We start from the raw sequence: 16641 nt of genomic DNA on the forward strand, positions 1-16641 counted from the left end.
GGTCGTCGTGCGTGCGCTGATCACCGGGGCGGCCGGACAGACCGGGAGCTACCTCGTTGAGGCGCTGAACGGACGAGGGTGGGACTGTCACGCCCTGGTCCGTTCGGCCAGCGACGTCGAACAGGGCCTCGGCGGCAGCATGACGCTGCACGAGGCGGACCTCACGGACTTCCCCGCGGTCGACGCCGTGGTCGCGACCGTTCGCGCCGACGTGGTCGTCAACCTCGCCGCGATCAGCTCGGTCGCCCGGTCGTGGTCTGAACCGGTGGAGACGGCGCTCCTCAACGGTGCTGCCGTCGCGAACCTCCTCGCGGCGGTCGAACGGACATCCGTCGAGACTCCGGCCCACTTCATCCAGGCATCCAGCGCCGAGATCTTCGGTTCGCCGTCGTCGAGCCCCCAGGACGAGGCGACGACCGTGGCTCCCACCAACCCGTACGGCGCAGCCAAGGCGTACGGGCATCTCCTCGTCGGCGCCTACCGGGCCCGGGGCATGTCGGCGTCGAGCCTCGTCCTCTACAACCACGAATCGCCTCGCAGGCCCCATGCCTTCGTCACTCGCAAGATCACGGCGGGCGCGGCGCAGATAGCTCAGGGGAGCTCGGACCACCTGTCGCTGGGCAACCTCGATGCCCGCCGCGACTGGGGCTGGGCTCCCGACTACGCCGAAGCCATCGCCCTGGTGGCCGAGGCGCGCGTGGCTGACGACTTCGTCGTGGCCACGGGCGAGGCGCACTCCGTCCGCGAGTTCGCGCTGGCTGCTCTGCGACACGCTGGTGTGCAGGATCCCGAGGGGCGCCTCCGGGTCGATCCGGCTTTCCTCCGCCCGACGGACGCCGTCGAGCTCGTCGGTGACTCGTCGAAGATCCGGCGTCGCCTGGGTTGGCGGCCCACCGTCACCTTCGACCAGATCGTCGGTTCGATGGTCGACGCGGACCTGCTCCGCTGATCCGCTCTCGCGTCGCCAGGGCATGGCACGAGGACGTCGACGACAGCCTCCCCGAGCGAGGGTGGCTCATGTGGCACGATTGCTCCGATGTGACCGTCTCTGGCGTCACGTCTTGATCAAGGGGAACCAAAGCCGTGGAACTGCGCGACTACATCACCGTCCTACGCAAGGGGTGGGTCTTCATCGTGGCGATGATGCTCGTGGGGGTCGGGCTCGCCTCGGCGTACTCGGTCGTCAAGACGCCCGACTACAGCGCCTCGGCGCAGGTCTTCGTGTCGACCCAGACCAGCGGCAGCGTCTCCGACCTGGCACAGGGCAACACCTTCACACAGCAGCGCGTGAAGACGTACGCCAGCCTCGTCACGACTCCGATCGTGCTGCTGCCCGTGATCTCCAGCCTCGGCCTGAACACCACGGCCGAGCAGCTCGCGCAGTCGATCACCGCCAGTGCGCCCCTCGACACCACGCTGATCCAGGTCGACGTGGTCTCGGAAGACCCGGTGATGGCCGCTGACATCGCGAACGCGACGTCGCAGAGCCTCACCAACGTGGTCGAGCAGATCGAGGCCACGAGCGAGGACGCCGACAGCGAGGCCGGGTCACAGGTCAAGCTGACCCGCGTGCAGGAGGCGCAGGTGCCGAGTGCGCCCACGAGCCCGAACGTGCCCCTCAACCTCGCTCTCGGGCTCCTGCTCGGTCTCGCGGTCGGCGTCGGCGTCGCCGTCCTCCGTCACACGCTCGACAACCGCGTCCGCAACGAGGCGGACGTCGAGAAGATCAGCGACGCGCCCATCGTCGGCGGCATCGCCTTCGACCCCAAGGCCGACGAGCGCCCCCTCATCGTGCAGGCAGACCCGCGCAGCCCGCGCGCCGAGTCGTTCCGCACGCTGCGCACCAACCTGCAGTTCCTCGACCTGGGCACGAAGTCCCGCACGTTCGTCATGACGTCGTCCGTGCAGTCTGAGGGCAAGAGCACGACCGTGGCCAACCTCGCGATCGCGCTCGACAGCGCCGGCGCCCGCGTCATCCTGATCGACGCCGACCTCCGTCGGCCCCGGGTCGGCCAGTACATGGGCCTCGAGGACGCCGCCGGCCTCACCGACCTGCTCATCGGCCGTGCCGACCTCGCCGACGTCGTCCAGCCTTGGGGCCGCGGGCAGCTGCACGTGCTCCCCGCCGGCCAGATCCCGCCGAACCCGAGCGAGCTCCTCGGATCCCGGGCGATGCAGGAGCTCATCGGCCAGCTCGAGCAGCAGTTCGACTACGTCCTCTTCGACGCCCCGCCCCTCCTGCCCGTCACCGACGCGGCGATCCTCTCGAAGAGCGCCAGCGGAGCCATCGTCGTCGTCGCCGCGGGCAAGACCCACAAGGGCCAGCTCAGCGGTGCCGTCGCTGCCCTCGAGAGCGTCGGTGCCCCGATCGCCGGCTTCGTCATGACGATGATGCCCACCAAGGGCCCGGACGCCTACGGCTACGGCCGCTACGGCGGGGCCTACGGCTACGGCATCGAGGACGACAAGGAGACGAAGGCCGCGAAGAAGGAGAGGACGCGCATCGGCGCCGAGGCCCGCAAGGCCGCTCGATGATCGCGGGGCGCCCCTTCAGCATCCTCGTGGTCTGCACGGGCAACATCTGCCGGTCGCCCCTCGCCGAGCAGCTCCTGGCCGCCCGCCTCGCGGATTCGTCGACTCCGTTCGTCGTGATGAGCGCCGGCACGATGGCGCAGGACGGTGCCGCGATGGACGCTACCGCTGCCGACATGTCGCGAGCCTACGGAGGCGCGCCCGAGGCCCACCAGGCCACCTACCTCACCGAGATGCTGGCCGAGAGCGCCGACCTGGTGCTGACGGCCGCGCGCGAGCACCGCGCCGCAGTCGTGCGGCTCTCGCCCCGTGCCTCGCGCCGGTCGTTCACCCTCGAGCAGTTCGCCCGCCTGGCCGAGGCCTCCGACCCGGCAGAGCTCGCCGCGGCTGACAGCCCCGCCGACGTCGTCCGTCTCGTGGCGAGCATGCGCGGCATGGTGCCGCCGCTCGACGACCCCGAGGCAGAGGACATCGTCGACCCGTACCGCCGCGGCCCCGACGTGCACGAGCGGGCGGCGGCAGACGTCGACCGAGCCGTCGATGCCATCGTGGCGGCGCTCCGGGCGCCCGACGGGTCGGCAGCCGCGTGACTCGCTCGGGGGGAGCGACGACGCGCACGTGGTGGTTCGTCGTGCTGGCGGTGCTCGTCGTCGCCGACGTCGCCTTGATCGCGGCAGCCGTCGCGTCGACCCGACCGGGCGAGCAGCGTGAGGCGGGGCCGATCCCGACGTTCTCCTCCGGCCCCACGACGGAGGCGCCGACCCCGACGCCCGAGCCCACGACCGCTCCGTCGTCGACGCAGCCGGCGGGCTTCCTCTCCGCCGTCAGCGCCACCGAGGCATGGCGAGCGAGCGCCGGGTCGTGCACGGACGACCCCGCACTCGTCGAGCGCAGCACCGACGGAGGCGCGACCTGGCAGCCGATGGAGCTCGCCTTCGACCTGCGCACCGTCGTCGCGCTCGAAGCCGGCCCCGAGAAGGTCTCCGTGCTCGGCGGCGTCGGGGACGACTGCGAGCGGCAGTTCTGGTCGAGTTTCACGGCGGGGGAGTTCTGGCAGGAGTACCCCGACCAGGCGTCGACCCTCGCGTTCGCCGACGTCGACTCGTCGACGGTCTCACTCGGAGGAGCTCCGGTGCCGTCGCCGTGCCCGTCTCCCGTCCGCGCCAGCACCGACGGCTCGACGAGCCTGGTGGCTTGCGCGGGCGCGTTCTCGACCAGGACCGGCACCGCTGACTGGGCCGCCGTCGCCGTTCCCGGTCTCCTGGACGTCACCACCGTCGCCGACGAGTACGTGGTCGCTGTCTCCGGCGTCGACAGCTGCGACGGCGTCGCCGTGCAGAGCGTCGCCGTCCCGGTGACGGCGAGGAGCACGCCGACGACCATCGGCTGTGTCGCGGGTGTCGACCCGGGGGCCGGGGTGGTGCTGGCGTCCGTGGACGACGCTGTCTGGCTCTCGACCCCGGCGGTGGCCCGGATCTCGGTCGACGGCGGCGTGACCTGGTGAGGACGGAACGATGAGCGCGACGCCGACGACCCGGGAGATCAGGACGGCCAGCTCGACCATCGGCTGGAACAAGGCGTACTCGCAGCGGCTGCTGCTGACCGACGCCCTGGTCTTGATCTGGGTCGTCTTCGGCGTCCAGATCGCCTGGTTCGGCATCGACACCGCCAACGTCGCCTTCCGGGGGGACCTCCGGAACATCGCCGTCAACTACACGGCGATCTCGCTCGTCGTAATCGTGCTCTGGCTGAGCGTGCTGGGACTCTACGGGTCACGAGCAGACCGCGTCATCGGCACCGGCAGCACGGAGTACAAGCTCGTGTTCGACGTGAGCTTGCGAGTCTTCGGACTACTCGCGATCCTGGCCTTCCTCTTCCACGTCGACCTGGCCCGGGGCTACATCCTCATCGCGTTCCCCGTGGGCGTCCTCGTCCTGGTCTTCTCCCGGTGGCTGTGGCGTCAGTGGCTCGTCCTGCAGCGGGCCCAGGGGCGGTTCTCGGCGCAGGTCATGTTGGTCGGGTCGAGGGAGACCGTCGAGCACTTCGCGCGCCAGTTGATGGCTCAGCCCTCAGCCGGGTACCACGTCGTCGCCGCGTGCGTCCCCGGCACGGCCGGGGGAACCGTCGGTGGAGCACTGGCTGTCCCCGTCGTGGGCACCTTCGACGACCTCGAGGCGGCTCTCGTCACGAGCCGGGCCGACACGGTCGTCATCACGAGTTCCGACCACCTCCCGCCCGAGCGCGTCCGCGAGCTGAGCTGGAGCCTCGAACCGGGCGGGCAGCACCTGGTCGTCGCTCCGAGCCTGACCGACATCGGTGGTCCGCGCATCCACACGCGACCGGTGGCCGGCTTCCCCCTCATCCACGTCGAGACGCCGACCTACGCTGGCCAGAAGCTCTTCTCGAAGCGCATCTTCGACATCGTCGTGAGCGGCCTCCTGCTCATCGTCCTCTCGCCGCTGTTGGCCGTGGTCGCGCTCATCGTCGCGCTGGACAGCAAGGGACCGGTCTTCTTCCTCCAGGAGCGGGTGGGCCTCAACGGCTCGACGTTCCGCATGGTGAAGTTCCGGACCATGGTCGTGGACGCCGAGGCTCAGCTGCAGCGTCTCGCGGGTCGGCAGCGCACGGAGGGGAACTCGGTGCTCTTCAAGATGAAGAACGATCCGCGCGTCACGCGGGCGGGTCGATGGCTCCGTCGGTACAGCATCGACGAGCTGCCGCAGCTGATCAACGTCGTGCACGGCGACATGGCCCTCGTCGGGCCGAGGCCGCCCCTGGCGCGTGAGGTGGCCCACTACGAGACCCATGTCCACCGCAGGTTCCTCGTCAAACCCGGCATCACGGGCCTCTGGCAGACGAGCGGTCGCTCGAACCTCTCGTGGGAGGACAGTGTCCGTCTGGACCTCTACTACGTCGAGAATTGGTCGATGGCCGGTGACCTGGTCATCCTGTGGAGGACTGCCAGGGCCGTCCTCGCGCGTCAAGGAGCATTCTGATGAAGTTCGGCGTCGTCAACGGAGTCGCGGTGGGCGAGCGAGCCCTGAGAGAGGCTCGGATTGCCCGAGCGATCGTCCACCTACGTGCTCACGGGGTCGAGCACGGCGCGAGGCCCGTCATCGAGCACTGGTTGCCCGTCATCAAGAACGAGGGACGCATCCGGATCGGAGACCGGGCGGTCATCCTGGGCGCGGAGTCCCGCGTGCTCCTCGAGACCCGCGAGGGAGCGACACTCCTGGTGGGACATCGCGTGCTCATCAACGCCGGGTCGACGATCACGTGTCACCGGTCTGTCACGATCGGCGACGACGTGAAGATCGCCTCCAATGTCGCGATCCTCGACACCGGCAGTCACGAGATCTCCGCAGGAGCCGGGGTGCCCGTCGCTCCGGTCGTCATCGAGGACGACGTCTGGATCGGGCGGGGCACCGTGGTGCTGCCCGGCGTCACCATCGGACATGGTGCTGTCGTGGGAGCCGGAAGCGTCGTGACGAGGGACGTCCCCTCGTTCACGGTGTCTGCCGGTTCTCCGGCGAGGGTGCTCAGGGCCCTCGAACCGACGGACCGTGCTCGTGCCTGAGGCCTTGCAGCAGCATCCACGGTCCGACGCGGTGGGCATCCGAGGCGGCAGGGGCAGAGCCCGTGTGATCACTGCGGGGATGATCTTCGCGGGCCTCGCGGCTGCGGCCACGGCCGTGCTGGTCGCGGCTTCGCAGGTGCTTCCGGTCCAGATCACCATCGTTCTCTTGGGGGTGATGGCTGCCTTCGTCCTGCACGACCGGAGCCGAGTCCTGCTGTTCGCCGTTCTCATGGTGCCCTCGCTGAGCCTCGTCAGGAGAGTGACCGCGGGGTCCGCGGGCTACACGGATTCAGACCCGCTCATCCTCTTGCCCATCGCTCTCGTCGTGGCGGTCGTCGTCCTCAGCTGGACCAAGCCTCGGACCGACTCGAGTCAGCGTTTCGTCCGTGGCGCGGCTGTTGCCGTCATCGCCGGAACGGCAATCACCCTCGTCCTCCGCGGCTCGTTCGAGGTCAGCTCGCTGTTCTTCGCCGGGCTCATCGTCGTTCCCTTGATGTTGGCCATCAGCCTCAGCACGGGGCGCATGCCGCCCGTATGGGACCTCGTGTCGTCCGCCGTCCCGGCTCTCGCGGTCTTCGCCGGGACCTACGGCATCATCCAGTTCTTCTTCTTGCCCGCTTGGGACAGAGCGTGGATGATCACGAGTCGGCTCACGAGCATCGGTGCTCCGTTGCCGATGCAAGTCCGGGTATTCGGCGCTTCCGAGTCGCCTGGCCCCTACGCCCTGTTCCTCGGCCTCGCGATCACTCTGTGCCTGGCCAAGGCCGTGGTCGAGCCTCGGCTGCTGCGTCGCACCGCCTGGGTGGGCGTCGGTGCGTACATCCTCTTCCCGCTGCTGCTTTCCGGAGTCCGATCGACACTGATCGGCATCGTGGTCAGCGCCGTCCTCTTGACCATCATCCGTGCTCGGGGCCTGACGCGACTGGTGTTCCTCGCGTTCCTGGTCGGGGGCTACGCCTTGCTCCAGGCCGTCGTCGGCCGCTTCGGCGCCGGATCGTCGATCCTGACGTCGGATCGGTACTCCGGGTTCTCGACGCAGGACGACTCCTTCGTCGCGCGGATCGACCTCCTGCGGAGCATCGGGAACCCCTTGAACTACATTGTGGGTGACCCTACTGCGGCGAACGCCGACAACTTGTATGTCAGCGTTCTTATTCGATACGGATTAGTGGCTGCGGTTGCCCTGCTGTCACTTATTACCGCGCTCGTCGTGTCAGCCATTCGTCGGTTGGCTGAAGGTCACGCCGAAGCGGCCGCCTTGAGCATGATATTCATTGCCGTCAACTCGCTCTTTGGTCCTGTATTTGATGCTCTAGTCGGTATATTGCTTGGTATCATCGCAGGAACTATGATGACGGCTTTAAGTGCACGTAAAGACCTCACGCGCCTCGCTGATTCTTGACGGATCAAGATCGATGAGCTCGAGCGCGGCGTAAACCCCGCCAGACGGACAGCCTTGCAATCGCGAAGAGGAGCATGGCTGTAGCCATCGTCAGGGCACTCAGCGAGGATGTGTAGACCAGGATCGCCACTATGACCGCCAGTACAACAATGCCTGCGGCTGACGCCCAGACAAGATTTTGGACTGTTTCGCTGGCTGAATCAGCTAGGACGCGGAGAGACCACTGATCCGCCACGAGTTGCGCCACTACTAGGACGATCACGACCTGTGTGAGCCCGTCGAAAGATGGGCCGAAAATTGCCCGACCGAAAAAATGCACAACGAAGACGATCGCTATGCCCGAGGCGACCGACAACGCGACTCCCAGTAGGGATCGACGGCGCAGATAGCTTTTGTTCTCCTGGCCCTCTAACCGGCTCAGGGCTGAGTATGCAAGAGAATTCAGGGCTTGAGTTAGACCCGCGGATGCACTGGCGCAAGTGACCGCCAGGGAGTAGACACCTAGCACCGAAGTTTGGCTAAGGGCGGACAGTACGACTTGATCCCCGCGCCCTCCTACAGCATCAAGAGCGCTGGTGCTCCAGTACCTGAGGCTAAAGTCCCATGGGACGGCGACTCTGCGGGCCTTTCGTATTGTTCCAAAAGCGAAAAAGCAGCCTGCAGTCACGGCAGCTATTTGACCGAGAAGGGTGATGGTGTAGGCATTACGCAACGTGAGCGTATGGGTGGCGAAAGCGATGATCATCGCGATCGGTGGCAGGACGAGAACCATCGACCGCGTGAAGTTGTAGGACTTGATTTGCCCACGTAAGAGCAGAAGTTCTGTTCCAAACTGGCCGACTCCTGACGCCAGGAGTACGACGGCACTGATCTTGATCCCAATCTCCAGCCTTGGGTCTCCGTTCGACAATGCCGGGGCCAGGACGATAGCTATAAGCGCACTGACGAGCCCCAGGGCGGCCACGACGACGACGCCCACTCCCGAGACATGTTGACGCTTGTGCGCCTGCAGAGACAGGCCCCGTGGTAGCCCGAGGAAGCTGACCCACGAGAGCAGCTGCAGCGTGACAAACGCACCTGCTAAGACTCCGCGGCCATCTGCGCCAAGCGTTCGAGCTACCAAAGGTGCTGAAACTATGCTCAGTGCTGTGCCGCCGTAAGTGACTCCAGCTGTTTGGACGAGCGCCCTAAATTCATGCCCACTGAAGCGGCTCAGCATAGGCTGAGTGAGAGCTGGAGCACGGTGGCGACCCTTCCGGCACCTGAGTAAATTCTGGCGTCGCACCTGAGTCCGACGACGGGTGCCCTTACTACCACGAAGAGGTCCTGGCCCTATAGGCCCGGCTCAGACCCGCCAGCATGCCACTCATCGCACCCCGATGACGAGATGATGCCTCATGGTCCCCCCCGAGCCGCAGTGCTACGTGCGTCGCAAGCCCACAGCAGATGCGGTCCCCGATCAAAACTGATCTTGACACATATGAGATAATCGTCGGTAGGCTGGCGTATCGTCCAATAGCAACCGCCTCGTTGTGTTTCATAATCTCTACGCGCTCTCTGGAGTAGGACGTCCGTTCATCGCCCGGCGCTCGAGGGGCCGGGAAATGGTCGACCTGTACACGTGGGTCGTATAGCCCAACATAACCTTCCGCTAGGATTCCCAAACTCAGGATCAATTCGAAGGCAGTTTGAGCCCCTTCTCCGTTCACGAGGCGGGTGAGGTCGATTCCGCGGGCGGGTTTGACCCTCATGCTCATATTCGCACCCTTTAGATGATGCGCAGGGCGCGCAATGCCTTGGCCGAGGTGATGATTCCCGATTACTTTGCCGCGACGAACGAGTCCGACCTTAAGGTCTGGATCGCCAGCCAACCGGTCGCCGTCGACGTTGTCGCGCCCCGCGAGAAGCCCGAGTTGTGTATTGAGCTCGAATGCGGCACGGATTTTAGTGAGCCAGTCTACGTGAGCCTCTGCGTCGTCGTCGATGAACGCGATCACATCAGAGGAGGCGGCTGCTATACCAACCTGAACCGCATGGGCGACGCCTGGGCTGTGCACAAGGACTACATGTGCCCCAGCGCTTTGCGCAACGTTCTGAGTCGGGACATCGTTCCCTTGCGCAATGACTATGAGCTCCTCCGGACGCTCTTCCATGGCCGAAAGAACCTCGAGGCACCGAGCCAGTCGGTCGGGGCGCCCGGCGCTGGCGATAGCGACGGTCGCCGTGATGGTCGATGGAAGGGTTTCGGTCATTCCCCAAAAGCCTCTCGCAGGTTGATCATGAAGATTTTTAGCGGCGGCCAAATGTGGACGGCGCTAGCTGCTTGTGTTGCGTGCTCGTACAGAAGTTGAGCACAAAGTCTGGCGGTAGAAAGAGTTTGCTTGCCCTCTCTCACGTGTAACTCAATTTCGCAGCTGGGTCGGACTGAGAGCTATTTCGCGAATGTGCGCCGCCGTAGCTGTCGCGCAACCGGGAGAATGAAGAGGGCAGCTGACGCCATCGATCATGATCTGGATTGGCGGTTGCGAGCATGGCCGCGCGGGATCCCCGTTGCCGTCGCGCCGGAAAATGGTAGTCGTCGCGCGAGTGAACGAGCCGACGGCACGACGCTTTGTCCGCGTCGTCCTGCACGAGCACCTCGAAGTCGCTGTGGGTCTGCCGTCGGACGCTCTCGAGCATCTCCGCGAGGCGATCATCTTTGTTCGTGGCGACGATGACAGCGACCTCCATCATGCGCGTTCTCCCTCTGAGACGGGCTCGTCGCCGACGATGGCGGAGTCGAGAAGCTGCGCGCAGCGAGCATCGGTGAAGTCGAGGGCCCGCTGTCTGCCCGCCGCACCGAGAGCCGGGAGTGTCTCGCGGTCGACCACGAGACGTCGGATGGTGGCGGCGAGGGCGGCGGCGTCGCCGGGCTCGTGGAGCAGGCCGCTGACACCGTCCCTGATGATCTCCGCCGGTCCGCCGTCTGCGCTCGCGAGCACCGCGAGGCCGTAGGCGAGCCCTTGGACCACGACCTGCCCGAACGGCTCAGGGCGAGTCGACGCGTGGACGAGCACATCGTGAGATGCGAGGAGCGGTGCCACGTCCTTCTGGTGCGGCACGAACGTCACCGAGAAGCGAGACGAAGCAGCGGTGGCGCGCAGAGCATCACGGTAGGAGGAGGGGCCCATCACGTTGTCTCCGGCGATCGTCAGCTCGACGCGATCAGAGCCGATCTCCGGCCCCAGCAGCTGCAGGGCTTCGAGGATCACATGGATGCCCTTCCACTCGACGAGTCGGCTCAGGCTCAGGAGACGCAGGCGTGGGGACGCGACACGCGCGACCTCGGGAAGGATCTCGCCGATCCCGGACGGTGAGTAGACGGGACGCCGAACGAGGTGCCGGAAGCGACCCGGTACGGTCGCGGCCGTCCATTCGCTGTTCGGGACGATGTCACGGACACCGAGTGAGAGGACCGCACTCGTCAGCAGACGGCGCAGGATCGACAACGAGCCAGGCGAGATGCCGTCATGGAGGATGACGACGTGGTCCTGCCCGCGGGGCCTGACCGCGGTCACGATGACAGCCGCGCGCAGCGTGTTGGACACGACGACACGGTCGCGGTCCTGTCGGAGGAGCCGGTGCAGATGCAGGCCCTGCTCGATGATGTTCAGCCGTCGACCCGGTGAGATCACGTCCGTTCCGGCATCGAAGGGGAGGTCGCCGGCCGTCGGTTCGAGGAAGACGAACCGCCAGTCCAGGCTGGTCTCACGAGCTAGGCGCGGCAGCGCTAGCTCGGCCCCTCCGGGTTTCGAGGTGTGATCGACCACGAGGACCGACCTGGTCGGACGGCGGTCAGGCGCCACGCGAAGCTCCGATGCTCGCGAGACGCCGTGCACGAGGGTAGATCTCGTCGACGAGACGCCCCGGAGCCGCAAGCGTCATCAGACGGTCCACCGCGGTGCGGCGCCCGGCTTCCTCAGAGGCTTCGAGTGACGGCCCGCGGGTCAGCCGCGCGGCGAGTGAGCCCCTCAGGTCGTCGTCCGAGCAGATCTGCAGGATGCCCTGTGGTTCGGTCAGGGTCAGCATGTATTCACTGCCGGGGTTGGAGGAAGCGATGACGGGGGTCCCCACCGACAGCGCTTCGTACGTGGGTATCCCGAAGCCCTCGTAGAGGGAGGGTGCCATGAGCACCCATGAGCGGTTGACGATCTTGAGGACGTCGGCGTCGGATGCGCCAGAGACGTGTTCCGTGCCCACGGGCCAGGAGTGAGCGTCGGACGGGGGACCGACGACCGTGAGAGTGATCTCGCGGCCCGTCGTGACCCTGGCGGCCTCGACGGCATCCGCGACGACAGCACCTCGCTTCCGGCCGGCGTAGGACCCGATGAAGACGACTGACGCCTCATCGGTCTTGGAGACGTCCTCGGGTGCGTGCACGGCCGTGACCGGCGGCATGAAGTCGCCGCACTCGAACTCCTCGACGGAGTCCGGGCCGATGCCGATCTTGACGGCGGCACGGCGTGACGAGAGCCTCTCGGTGACGGCGAGGACGTAGTGGTTGAACTTGCGGAGACCCGTGGACGATCTCGCCTCTGCCAACGACGACCCCAGGAACGTGCGGACCAGGGGCACGCCGCGATGAGAGGACAGGGCCCAGTCGTCCCCGAAGGAGTGGATGACGTCGGGGCGTGTAGCCGCGATCATCCGGCGAAGTCGGAGCGGAGCGCCGTAGAAGCGCCCGAGACGACCTGAGGGGCGCGGGATCGTCAGCAGGGTCGCACCGTCGAGAGGCACGCCCCCCGCGAAGGTCACGATGGTGACATCGACGCCGGGAAGCGCCGTGAGCGCCGAGGCGAGGCGATAAGCGTACCGTCCCACACCGCCGACGTGACCCTCGTGGGGCCACTCGAGGCAGATGAACGTGATCCTCATTCGGACGTCCGATCTCGTGCAACGTTCAGTGAGGCATAGAGAGCGATGTGTCGGTCGGCCACGTGGCTCCAGGAGAAGGTCTCGGCATGGGCTCGACATTCGGCCCCGGAGGGCCGGGACCCACGAAGGGCCGTCGTGAGCCGATCCGCGAGGGCTTCGACCGAGCCGGACGGGACGATCAGCGAGGGATCCAGGTCAACGACGGCGTCGGGAAGACCGCCGCAGTCCGTCACCACCACAGGGCGGCCGACGGCGAGCGACTCCAGTGCGATAAGGCCGAAGCCTTCGAGGGAGAGTGTCGGCACGACCGTGCACGTGGCGGCGGCGTAGGCCTGGCCCAGTGCCTCGTCGTCCAACCTGCCGTGGAAGACGATCGAGTCACCGTGCTGGCCCGACCGAGCGAGTTCGTGGAGTTCCTTCTCGAAGGTGCCCGTTCCCACGATGTGGAGCTCGGCACCGGGCACACGGGCGGCGACGTCGGCCCACGCGCGGATGAGGACGTCGATGCCCATGCGTCGTTCGAGGCGACGGACGCAGAGGACGACCGGCTTCGATCCGGCTGGCTCAGGGCGGAGGGTGAAACGCTCCAGGTCGACCCCCGGCGCGAGGATGCTGATCTTGCCTGCGTCGACGTGGTAGTCGTTCGCGAGCACGTCCCTGAAGGACTGGGAAAGGACGACGTAGTGGTCAGCGCCTCGATAGCGCAAGCGCTCGAAGAGCCGCTTCGCCGCGGCGGAGCCTCGGGACGCGCCGGCGACGAGGCTCTCCGCTGCCCAGGGGCCCTGGAAGTGGACGACTTCGAGAGGGGTGCCCCGGTATGCCCGCTTCGGGGCGCCGTACAGCGCGAAGTGCCGGTCGACCACGTCTGCGTGCGCGTCGCCCAGGATGCGACGAGAGGCGGCGACGCGGGTCCGTGTCCCGCCTCCGACGGGGCCCCACGAATGCGCACCGCTGATAGCCGGTGGGGTCCCGAAAGATGAAGCCTGTACTGAGACGTCGCCTCTCTTCGACAGGGCACCGAACAGATCCGTGAAGTACCGGTTCAGGCCTCCGCTCCTGCTCTCGAACCACTCGGATCCAGACATGTCTACGCGCACGGTGGCGGCTCCTCAGTTCGGGGTCGGGTGGGGTGGTCGAACAAGCGGACGCAGTGCTGCTGCAGACGTGGAGTCACTCGCCGATCCAGCCCGCGATGCGTCGTCGGAACACCGCTTCGTCGAATTGCCAGGCGCGGGCGACCGAGTCCTCGGCTCGCACCGTGCCGACACGGTCCACCGCCTGACGCATGTGACGGGCGTCGAAGACGTCGAGGAGCACACCGGTCTCGCCGTCGACGACCGTCTCGGCAGCTCCGCCGACCGAGCTGGCGATCACCGCCGCCCCTGTGGCCATCGCCTCGACCGGCATGATGCCGAAGTCCTCCACGGCCGGGAACACGTACGCGAGGCACCGACGGTACAGCTCCCGCAGCAGCGCGTGCGAGGGCGACTTGACGATGTGGACGGCGCCCGGCTCCTCGCGCGCGATGAGCTCGAACTGGGAGAGGAGAGGCCCGTCGCCGGCGAGGACCACAGGCACGTCGGCGGCGCGGCCTGTCTCGACGACGAGGTCGAGGCGCTTGTAGGGGATGAAGCGCGACGCGCCCAGCAAGAAGGTCTCGGGCAGGGCGGCGAGGATCTCGTCCTCCCGCTCGGTGAGGTCACCGTCGTCGCCGGCGAAGCGCGCAACCTCGACGGGCGGATAGATGACCTCGCTGTCACGGCGCCAAGAGTCCTTGAGTCGATCCTGCACGAAACGGCTGATCGATGCGATCGACTTGGCTTCCTGCGCGCGGGCCCTGTCGATCCGCTTGAGCGGGGGCACCGCGAGCCTCACGAGGGCGGACTGGCCTCGGCTGTCGAGCTCGGGGTGCCAAATGTAGCGGGCCGACGTGTAGGCGTACACGTATTTGTCGGCGTGGCGACTCGGACCCGAGAACCGCGCGTGATGAGAGAAGAGGTGCGAACTGCAGACGATCCACTCGGAGTCGTCATGACCGAGATGGCGCCAGGTCGTGGGCATGAACGGAAGCGCGGCGCCCTTGTGCCGCCTCAGAGGCGTCCTCGCGAGCCAGGTCTCCGACACGCGATCGCTCTCGAAACGCAGCGGCGCATCATTCCAGAGGGCTCTGATCGAGGCATCTGGGTAAACCCGCGCGAGTTGCTCGACCACCTTCTCTGCCCCGCCGTGGGGCTCGAGCCACTCATGGACGATGACGCCACTCAAGCTGCCCCCAGTTGATCGTGCTTCAGCTAATGGGCAGAAACCTAGCAGCCCGAGAGGTCCCATTCGTCCGTCACAGACCCCCGCGGCCGCCGGTCGCTGTTCCTCCTGAGGGAACGTATGCGTCTGCTTGAATGAGCGCATGTCAGCCAGCCACGCAGGGCGTCCGCGCGATCGCTCGATCCGGCGGAGGCTCCGCGTGGTGCTCCTGGTCGTCGGAGTGGTCGTGGTCCTGACGGTGGCGTGGGTGGGCATCCGGGGCTACCTTGCGTCTCGTCACCTCCAGGCAGCCGTCGGGCTCGCTCAGGACGTGCAGGCCCAGGTCCTGGACAACGACGGAGACGCCGCTCTCGCGACGGCCGCCCAGCTCGGAGACGAGGTCCACGCTGCTCGCGACCTCACGGGCGATCCGGTGTGGCGAGCCGTCGAGGTGCTCCCCGTCGTGGGCGACGACCTGACCGCCGTCCGGCAGGTCTCGGAGGTGCTCTCCTCCGTGGCTGACGACGCGATCACGCCCGTGGCCGGGATCGCCAGCAGCGTCAGCATCGATGCTTTCAAGCCGGTGGACGGGGCCATCGACCTGGCTCCGCTCATCGAAGCGCGACCCGAGGTGACCCGCGCCGACACGACTCTCGAATCACAGCTCCGGATCGCCCAGGGCATCGACACGACCGGCACCGTTGGTCAAGTCCAGGATGCCGTCGCCCAGCTCGTCGATGTCCTGGGTCGGGCCAGCGGCCAAGTCGACGTCGTCGCCCGAGCCGTGAACCTTGCTCCCGAGATGATGGGTGCCGACGGGCCCCGGGAGTACCTCGTCCTGTTCCAGAACAACGCGGAGCTGCGAGCGACGGGGGGCATCCCGGGGGCGGTCGCTCTCCTCCACGTCGAGGGCGGAAAGCTGAGCTTGGTGCAGCAGGCGTCGTCGAGCGACTTCCCCCGGGCCGACTCGCCGGTGCTGCCCTTGCCCGAGGAAACACGCGGCCTGTACGGCAACATCACCGGCCAGTACATCCAGGACGTCAACCTCACTCCCCAGTTTCCCCTCAGCGCACAGCTGGCGAGCGAGATGTGGAGACGCGAGTTCGGCACGACCGTGGACGGGGTGCTGTCGATGGACCCGGTGGCACTCAGTTACCTAATGACCGCGACCGGGCCGATCACGCTCCCGACCGGTGACGTCCTCACCTCGGACAACGTCGTGTCGTTGCTGTTGAGCGAGGCATATGCCCGGTACGACGACCCGGCGCAGCAGGACTTCTTCTTCGCGGGCACCGCGTCGGGTGTCTTCTCAGCGGTGGCGTCGGGTGCCCTCGATCCCCAGGCCTTAGTGACGGCTCTGGCTCGAGCCGGGGACGAGCGCCGCATCTACCTCTGGAGCGCGGACCCCGACGAGCAGGCGCGCATCGCCGAGACGACGCTCGCCGGCGAGCTGCCGACGAGCACCCCGACGCGGCCACGCTTCGGGGTCTACCTCAACGACGGCACCGGCGCGAAGATGGACTACTACCTCGGAGCTGACTTCGGAGTCGGGCAGTCCGTGTGCCGACAGGACGGGCGCTCGACCTACGTCGTCGAGGTCACGCTCCGCAACGATGCGCCTGCTGACGCTGCTACGTCGCTGCCGCCGTACGTCACCGGCGACGGGAACTTCGGCGTTCAGGCTGGTCTGATCAGCACGAACGTCGCCGTCTATGCCCCCAGTGAGGGGGTGTTCATGGAGGCTTCCATCGATGGTCAGCCGGCGGGGGTCCAGACGGCGACAGACTCCGGGCACTCGGTCGTCCAGCTCCAGACCACGCTCTCACCAGGGCAAAGCACGACGATAAAGATGTCGTTCCTGGGTGGCGAGGCGACGAGTGGCGACGCGCAGCTCGAGACGACCCCGATTGTTAACCTTCCAGAAACGAAGCACGTAAGCGTTGCCTGTGAATCTCCGCTAACCTGAGCCTGCGTC

General features: G+C 66.8%; 15 protein-coding genes. 8 read left to right on the top strand and 7 right to left on the bottom strand.

The window, feature by feature from the left end; all coding sequences use genetic code 11:
* Window positions 1–7: 7 nt before the first annotated feature.
* The 7 genes from ASF82_RS04065 to ASF82_RS04095 all read left to right on the top strand — a co-directional run bounded on the left by ASF82_RS04065 (window position 8) and on the right by ASF82_RS04095 (window position 7511).
* Complete coding sequence (locus ASF82_RS04065; protein ID WP_056053682.1) at window positions 8–949, top strand: GDP-mannose 4,6-dehydratase; 942 nt, start codon at window positions 8–10, stop codon at window positions 947–949.
* Window positions 950–1083: 134 nt separating this feature from the next.
* Complete coding sequence (locus ASF82_RS04070; protein WP_056053685.1) at window positions 1084–2535, top strand: polysaccharide biosynthesis tyrosine autokinase; 1452 nt, start codon at window positions 1084–1086, stop codon at window positions 2533–2535.
* The gene (locus ASF82_RS04075) at window positions 2532–3122 is read left to right on the top strand and encodes a hypothetical protein (protein ID WP_056053687.1); all 591 of its coding nucleotides are present in this window, start codon (window positions 2532–2534) and stop codon (window positions 3120–3122) included. Before ASF82_RS04070 ends, ASF82_RS04075 begins: the two co-directional genes overlap by 4 nt.
* The gene (locus ASF82_RS04080) at window positions 3119–4036 is read left to right on the top strand and encodes a hypothetical protein (RefSeq protein WP_056053691.1); all 918 of its coding nucleotides are present in this window, start codon (window positions 3119–3121) and stop codon (window positions 4034–4036) included. Before ASF82_RS04075 ends, ASF82_RS04080 begins: the two co-directional genes overlap by 4 nt.
* Before the next feature lie 10 nt (window positions 4037–4046).
* Window positions 4047–5528, top strand: coding sequence for a sugar transferase (locus ASF82_RS04085; protein WP_082514297.1), 1482 nt, complete (start codon window positions 4047–4049; stop codon window positions 5526–5528).
* A complete protein-coding gene (locus ASF82_RS16310; RefSeq protein WP_056053694.1) occupies window positions 5528–6109 on the top strand; it encodes a DapH/DapD/GlmU-related protein in 582 nt (193 codons plus the stop codon). The genes ASF82_RS04085 and ASF82_RS16310 overlap by 1 nt, the downstream gene beginning before the upstream one ends.
* A gap of 79 nt (window positions 6110–6188) precedes the next feature.
* The gene (locus ASF82_RS04095; protein WP_156369908.1) at window positions 6189–7511 is read left to right on the top strand and encodes a hypothetical protein; all 1323 of its coding nucleotides are present in this window, start codon (window positions 6189–6191) and stop codon (window positions 7509–7511) included.
* 4 nt (window positions 7512–7515) lie between these two features.
* Here ASF82_RS04095 and ASF82_RS15140 read toward each other — a convergent pair whose 3' ends face one another.
* From ASF82_RS15140 to ASF82_RS04120, 7 genes are all read right to left on the bottom strand, one after another.
* Complete coding sequence (locus ASF82_RS15140) at window positions 7516–8490, bottom strand: lipopolysaccharide biosynthesis protein (RefSeq protein ID WP_235491155.1); 975 nt, start codon at window positions 8488–8490, stop codon at window positions 7516–7518.
* A 331-nt stretch (window positions 8491–8821) separates the two neighbouring features.
* On the bottom strand, window positions 8822–9763 hold the full coding sequence (locus ASF82_RS16340; RefSeq protein WP_082514299.1) for a glycosyltransferase family A protein: 942 nt from the start codon (window positions 9761–9763) through the stop codon (window positions 8822–8824).
* A 139-nt stretch (window positions 9764–9902) separates the two neighbouring features.
* Window positions 9903–10244, bottom strand: coding sequence for a glycosyltransferase family A protein (locus ASF82_RS15150; RefSeq protein ID WP_082514300.1), 342 nt, complete (start codon window positions 10242–10244; stop codon window positions 9903–9905).
* Entirely contained in the window at window positions 10241–11320 is a 1080-nt protein-coding gene (locus ASF82_RS04105) for a glycosyltransferase family 4 protein (protein ID WP_162240254.1), read from the bottom strand. The genes ASF82_RS15150 and ASF82_RS04105 overlap by 4 nt, the downstream gene beginning before the upstream one ends.
* Window positions 11321–11345: 25 nt before the next feature.
* The gene (locus ASF82_RS04110) at window positions 11346–12425 is read right to left on the bottom strand and encodes a glycosyltransferase family 4 protein (RefSeq protein WP_056053708.1); all 1080 of its coding nucleotides are present in this window, start codon (window positions 12423–12425) and stop codon (window positions 11346–11348) included.
* On the bottom strand, window positions 12422–13522 hold the full coding sequence (locus ASF82_RS04115) for a glycosyltransferase family 4 protein (RefSeq protein ID WP_200931963.1): 1101 nt from the start codon (window positions 13520–13522) through the stop codon (window positions 12422–12424). Before ASF82_RS04115 ends, ASF82_RS04110 begins: the two co-directional genes overlap by 4 nt.
* A 73-nt stretch (window positions 13523–13595) precedes the next feature.
* Window positions 13596–14690 (bottom strand): glycosyltransferase, encoded by a 1095-nt coding sequence (locus ASF82_RS04120; RefSeq protein ID WP_056053710.1) that lies wholly within the window; start codon window positions 14688–14690, stop codon window positions 13596–13598.
* Window positions 14691–14886: 196 nt separating this feature from the next.
* Between ASF82_RS04120 and ASF82_RS04125 the strand changes: the two genes are divergently transcribed.
* On the top strand, window positions 14887–16632 hold the full coding sequence (locus ASF82_RS04125) for a DUF4012 domain-containing protein (protein WP_056053713.1): 1746 nt from the start codon (window positions 14887–14889) through the stop codon (window positions 16630–16632).
* Window positions 16633–16641: the final 9 nt, after the last annotated feature.

It is taken from the genome of Frigoribacterium sp. Leaf164 (assembly GCF_001423665.1).
GTDB lineage: Bacteria > Actinomycetota > Actinomycetes > Actinomycetales > Microbacteriaceae > Frigoribacterium > Frigoribacterium endophyticum.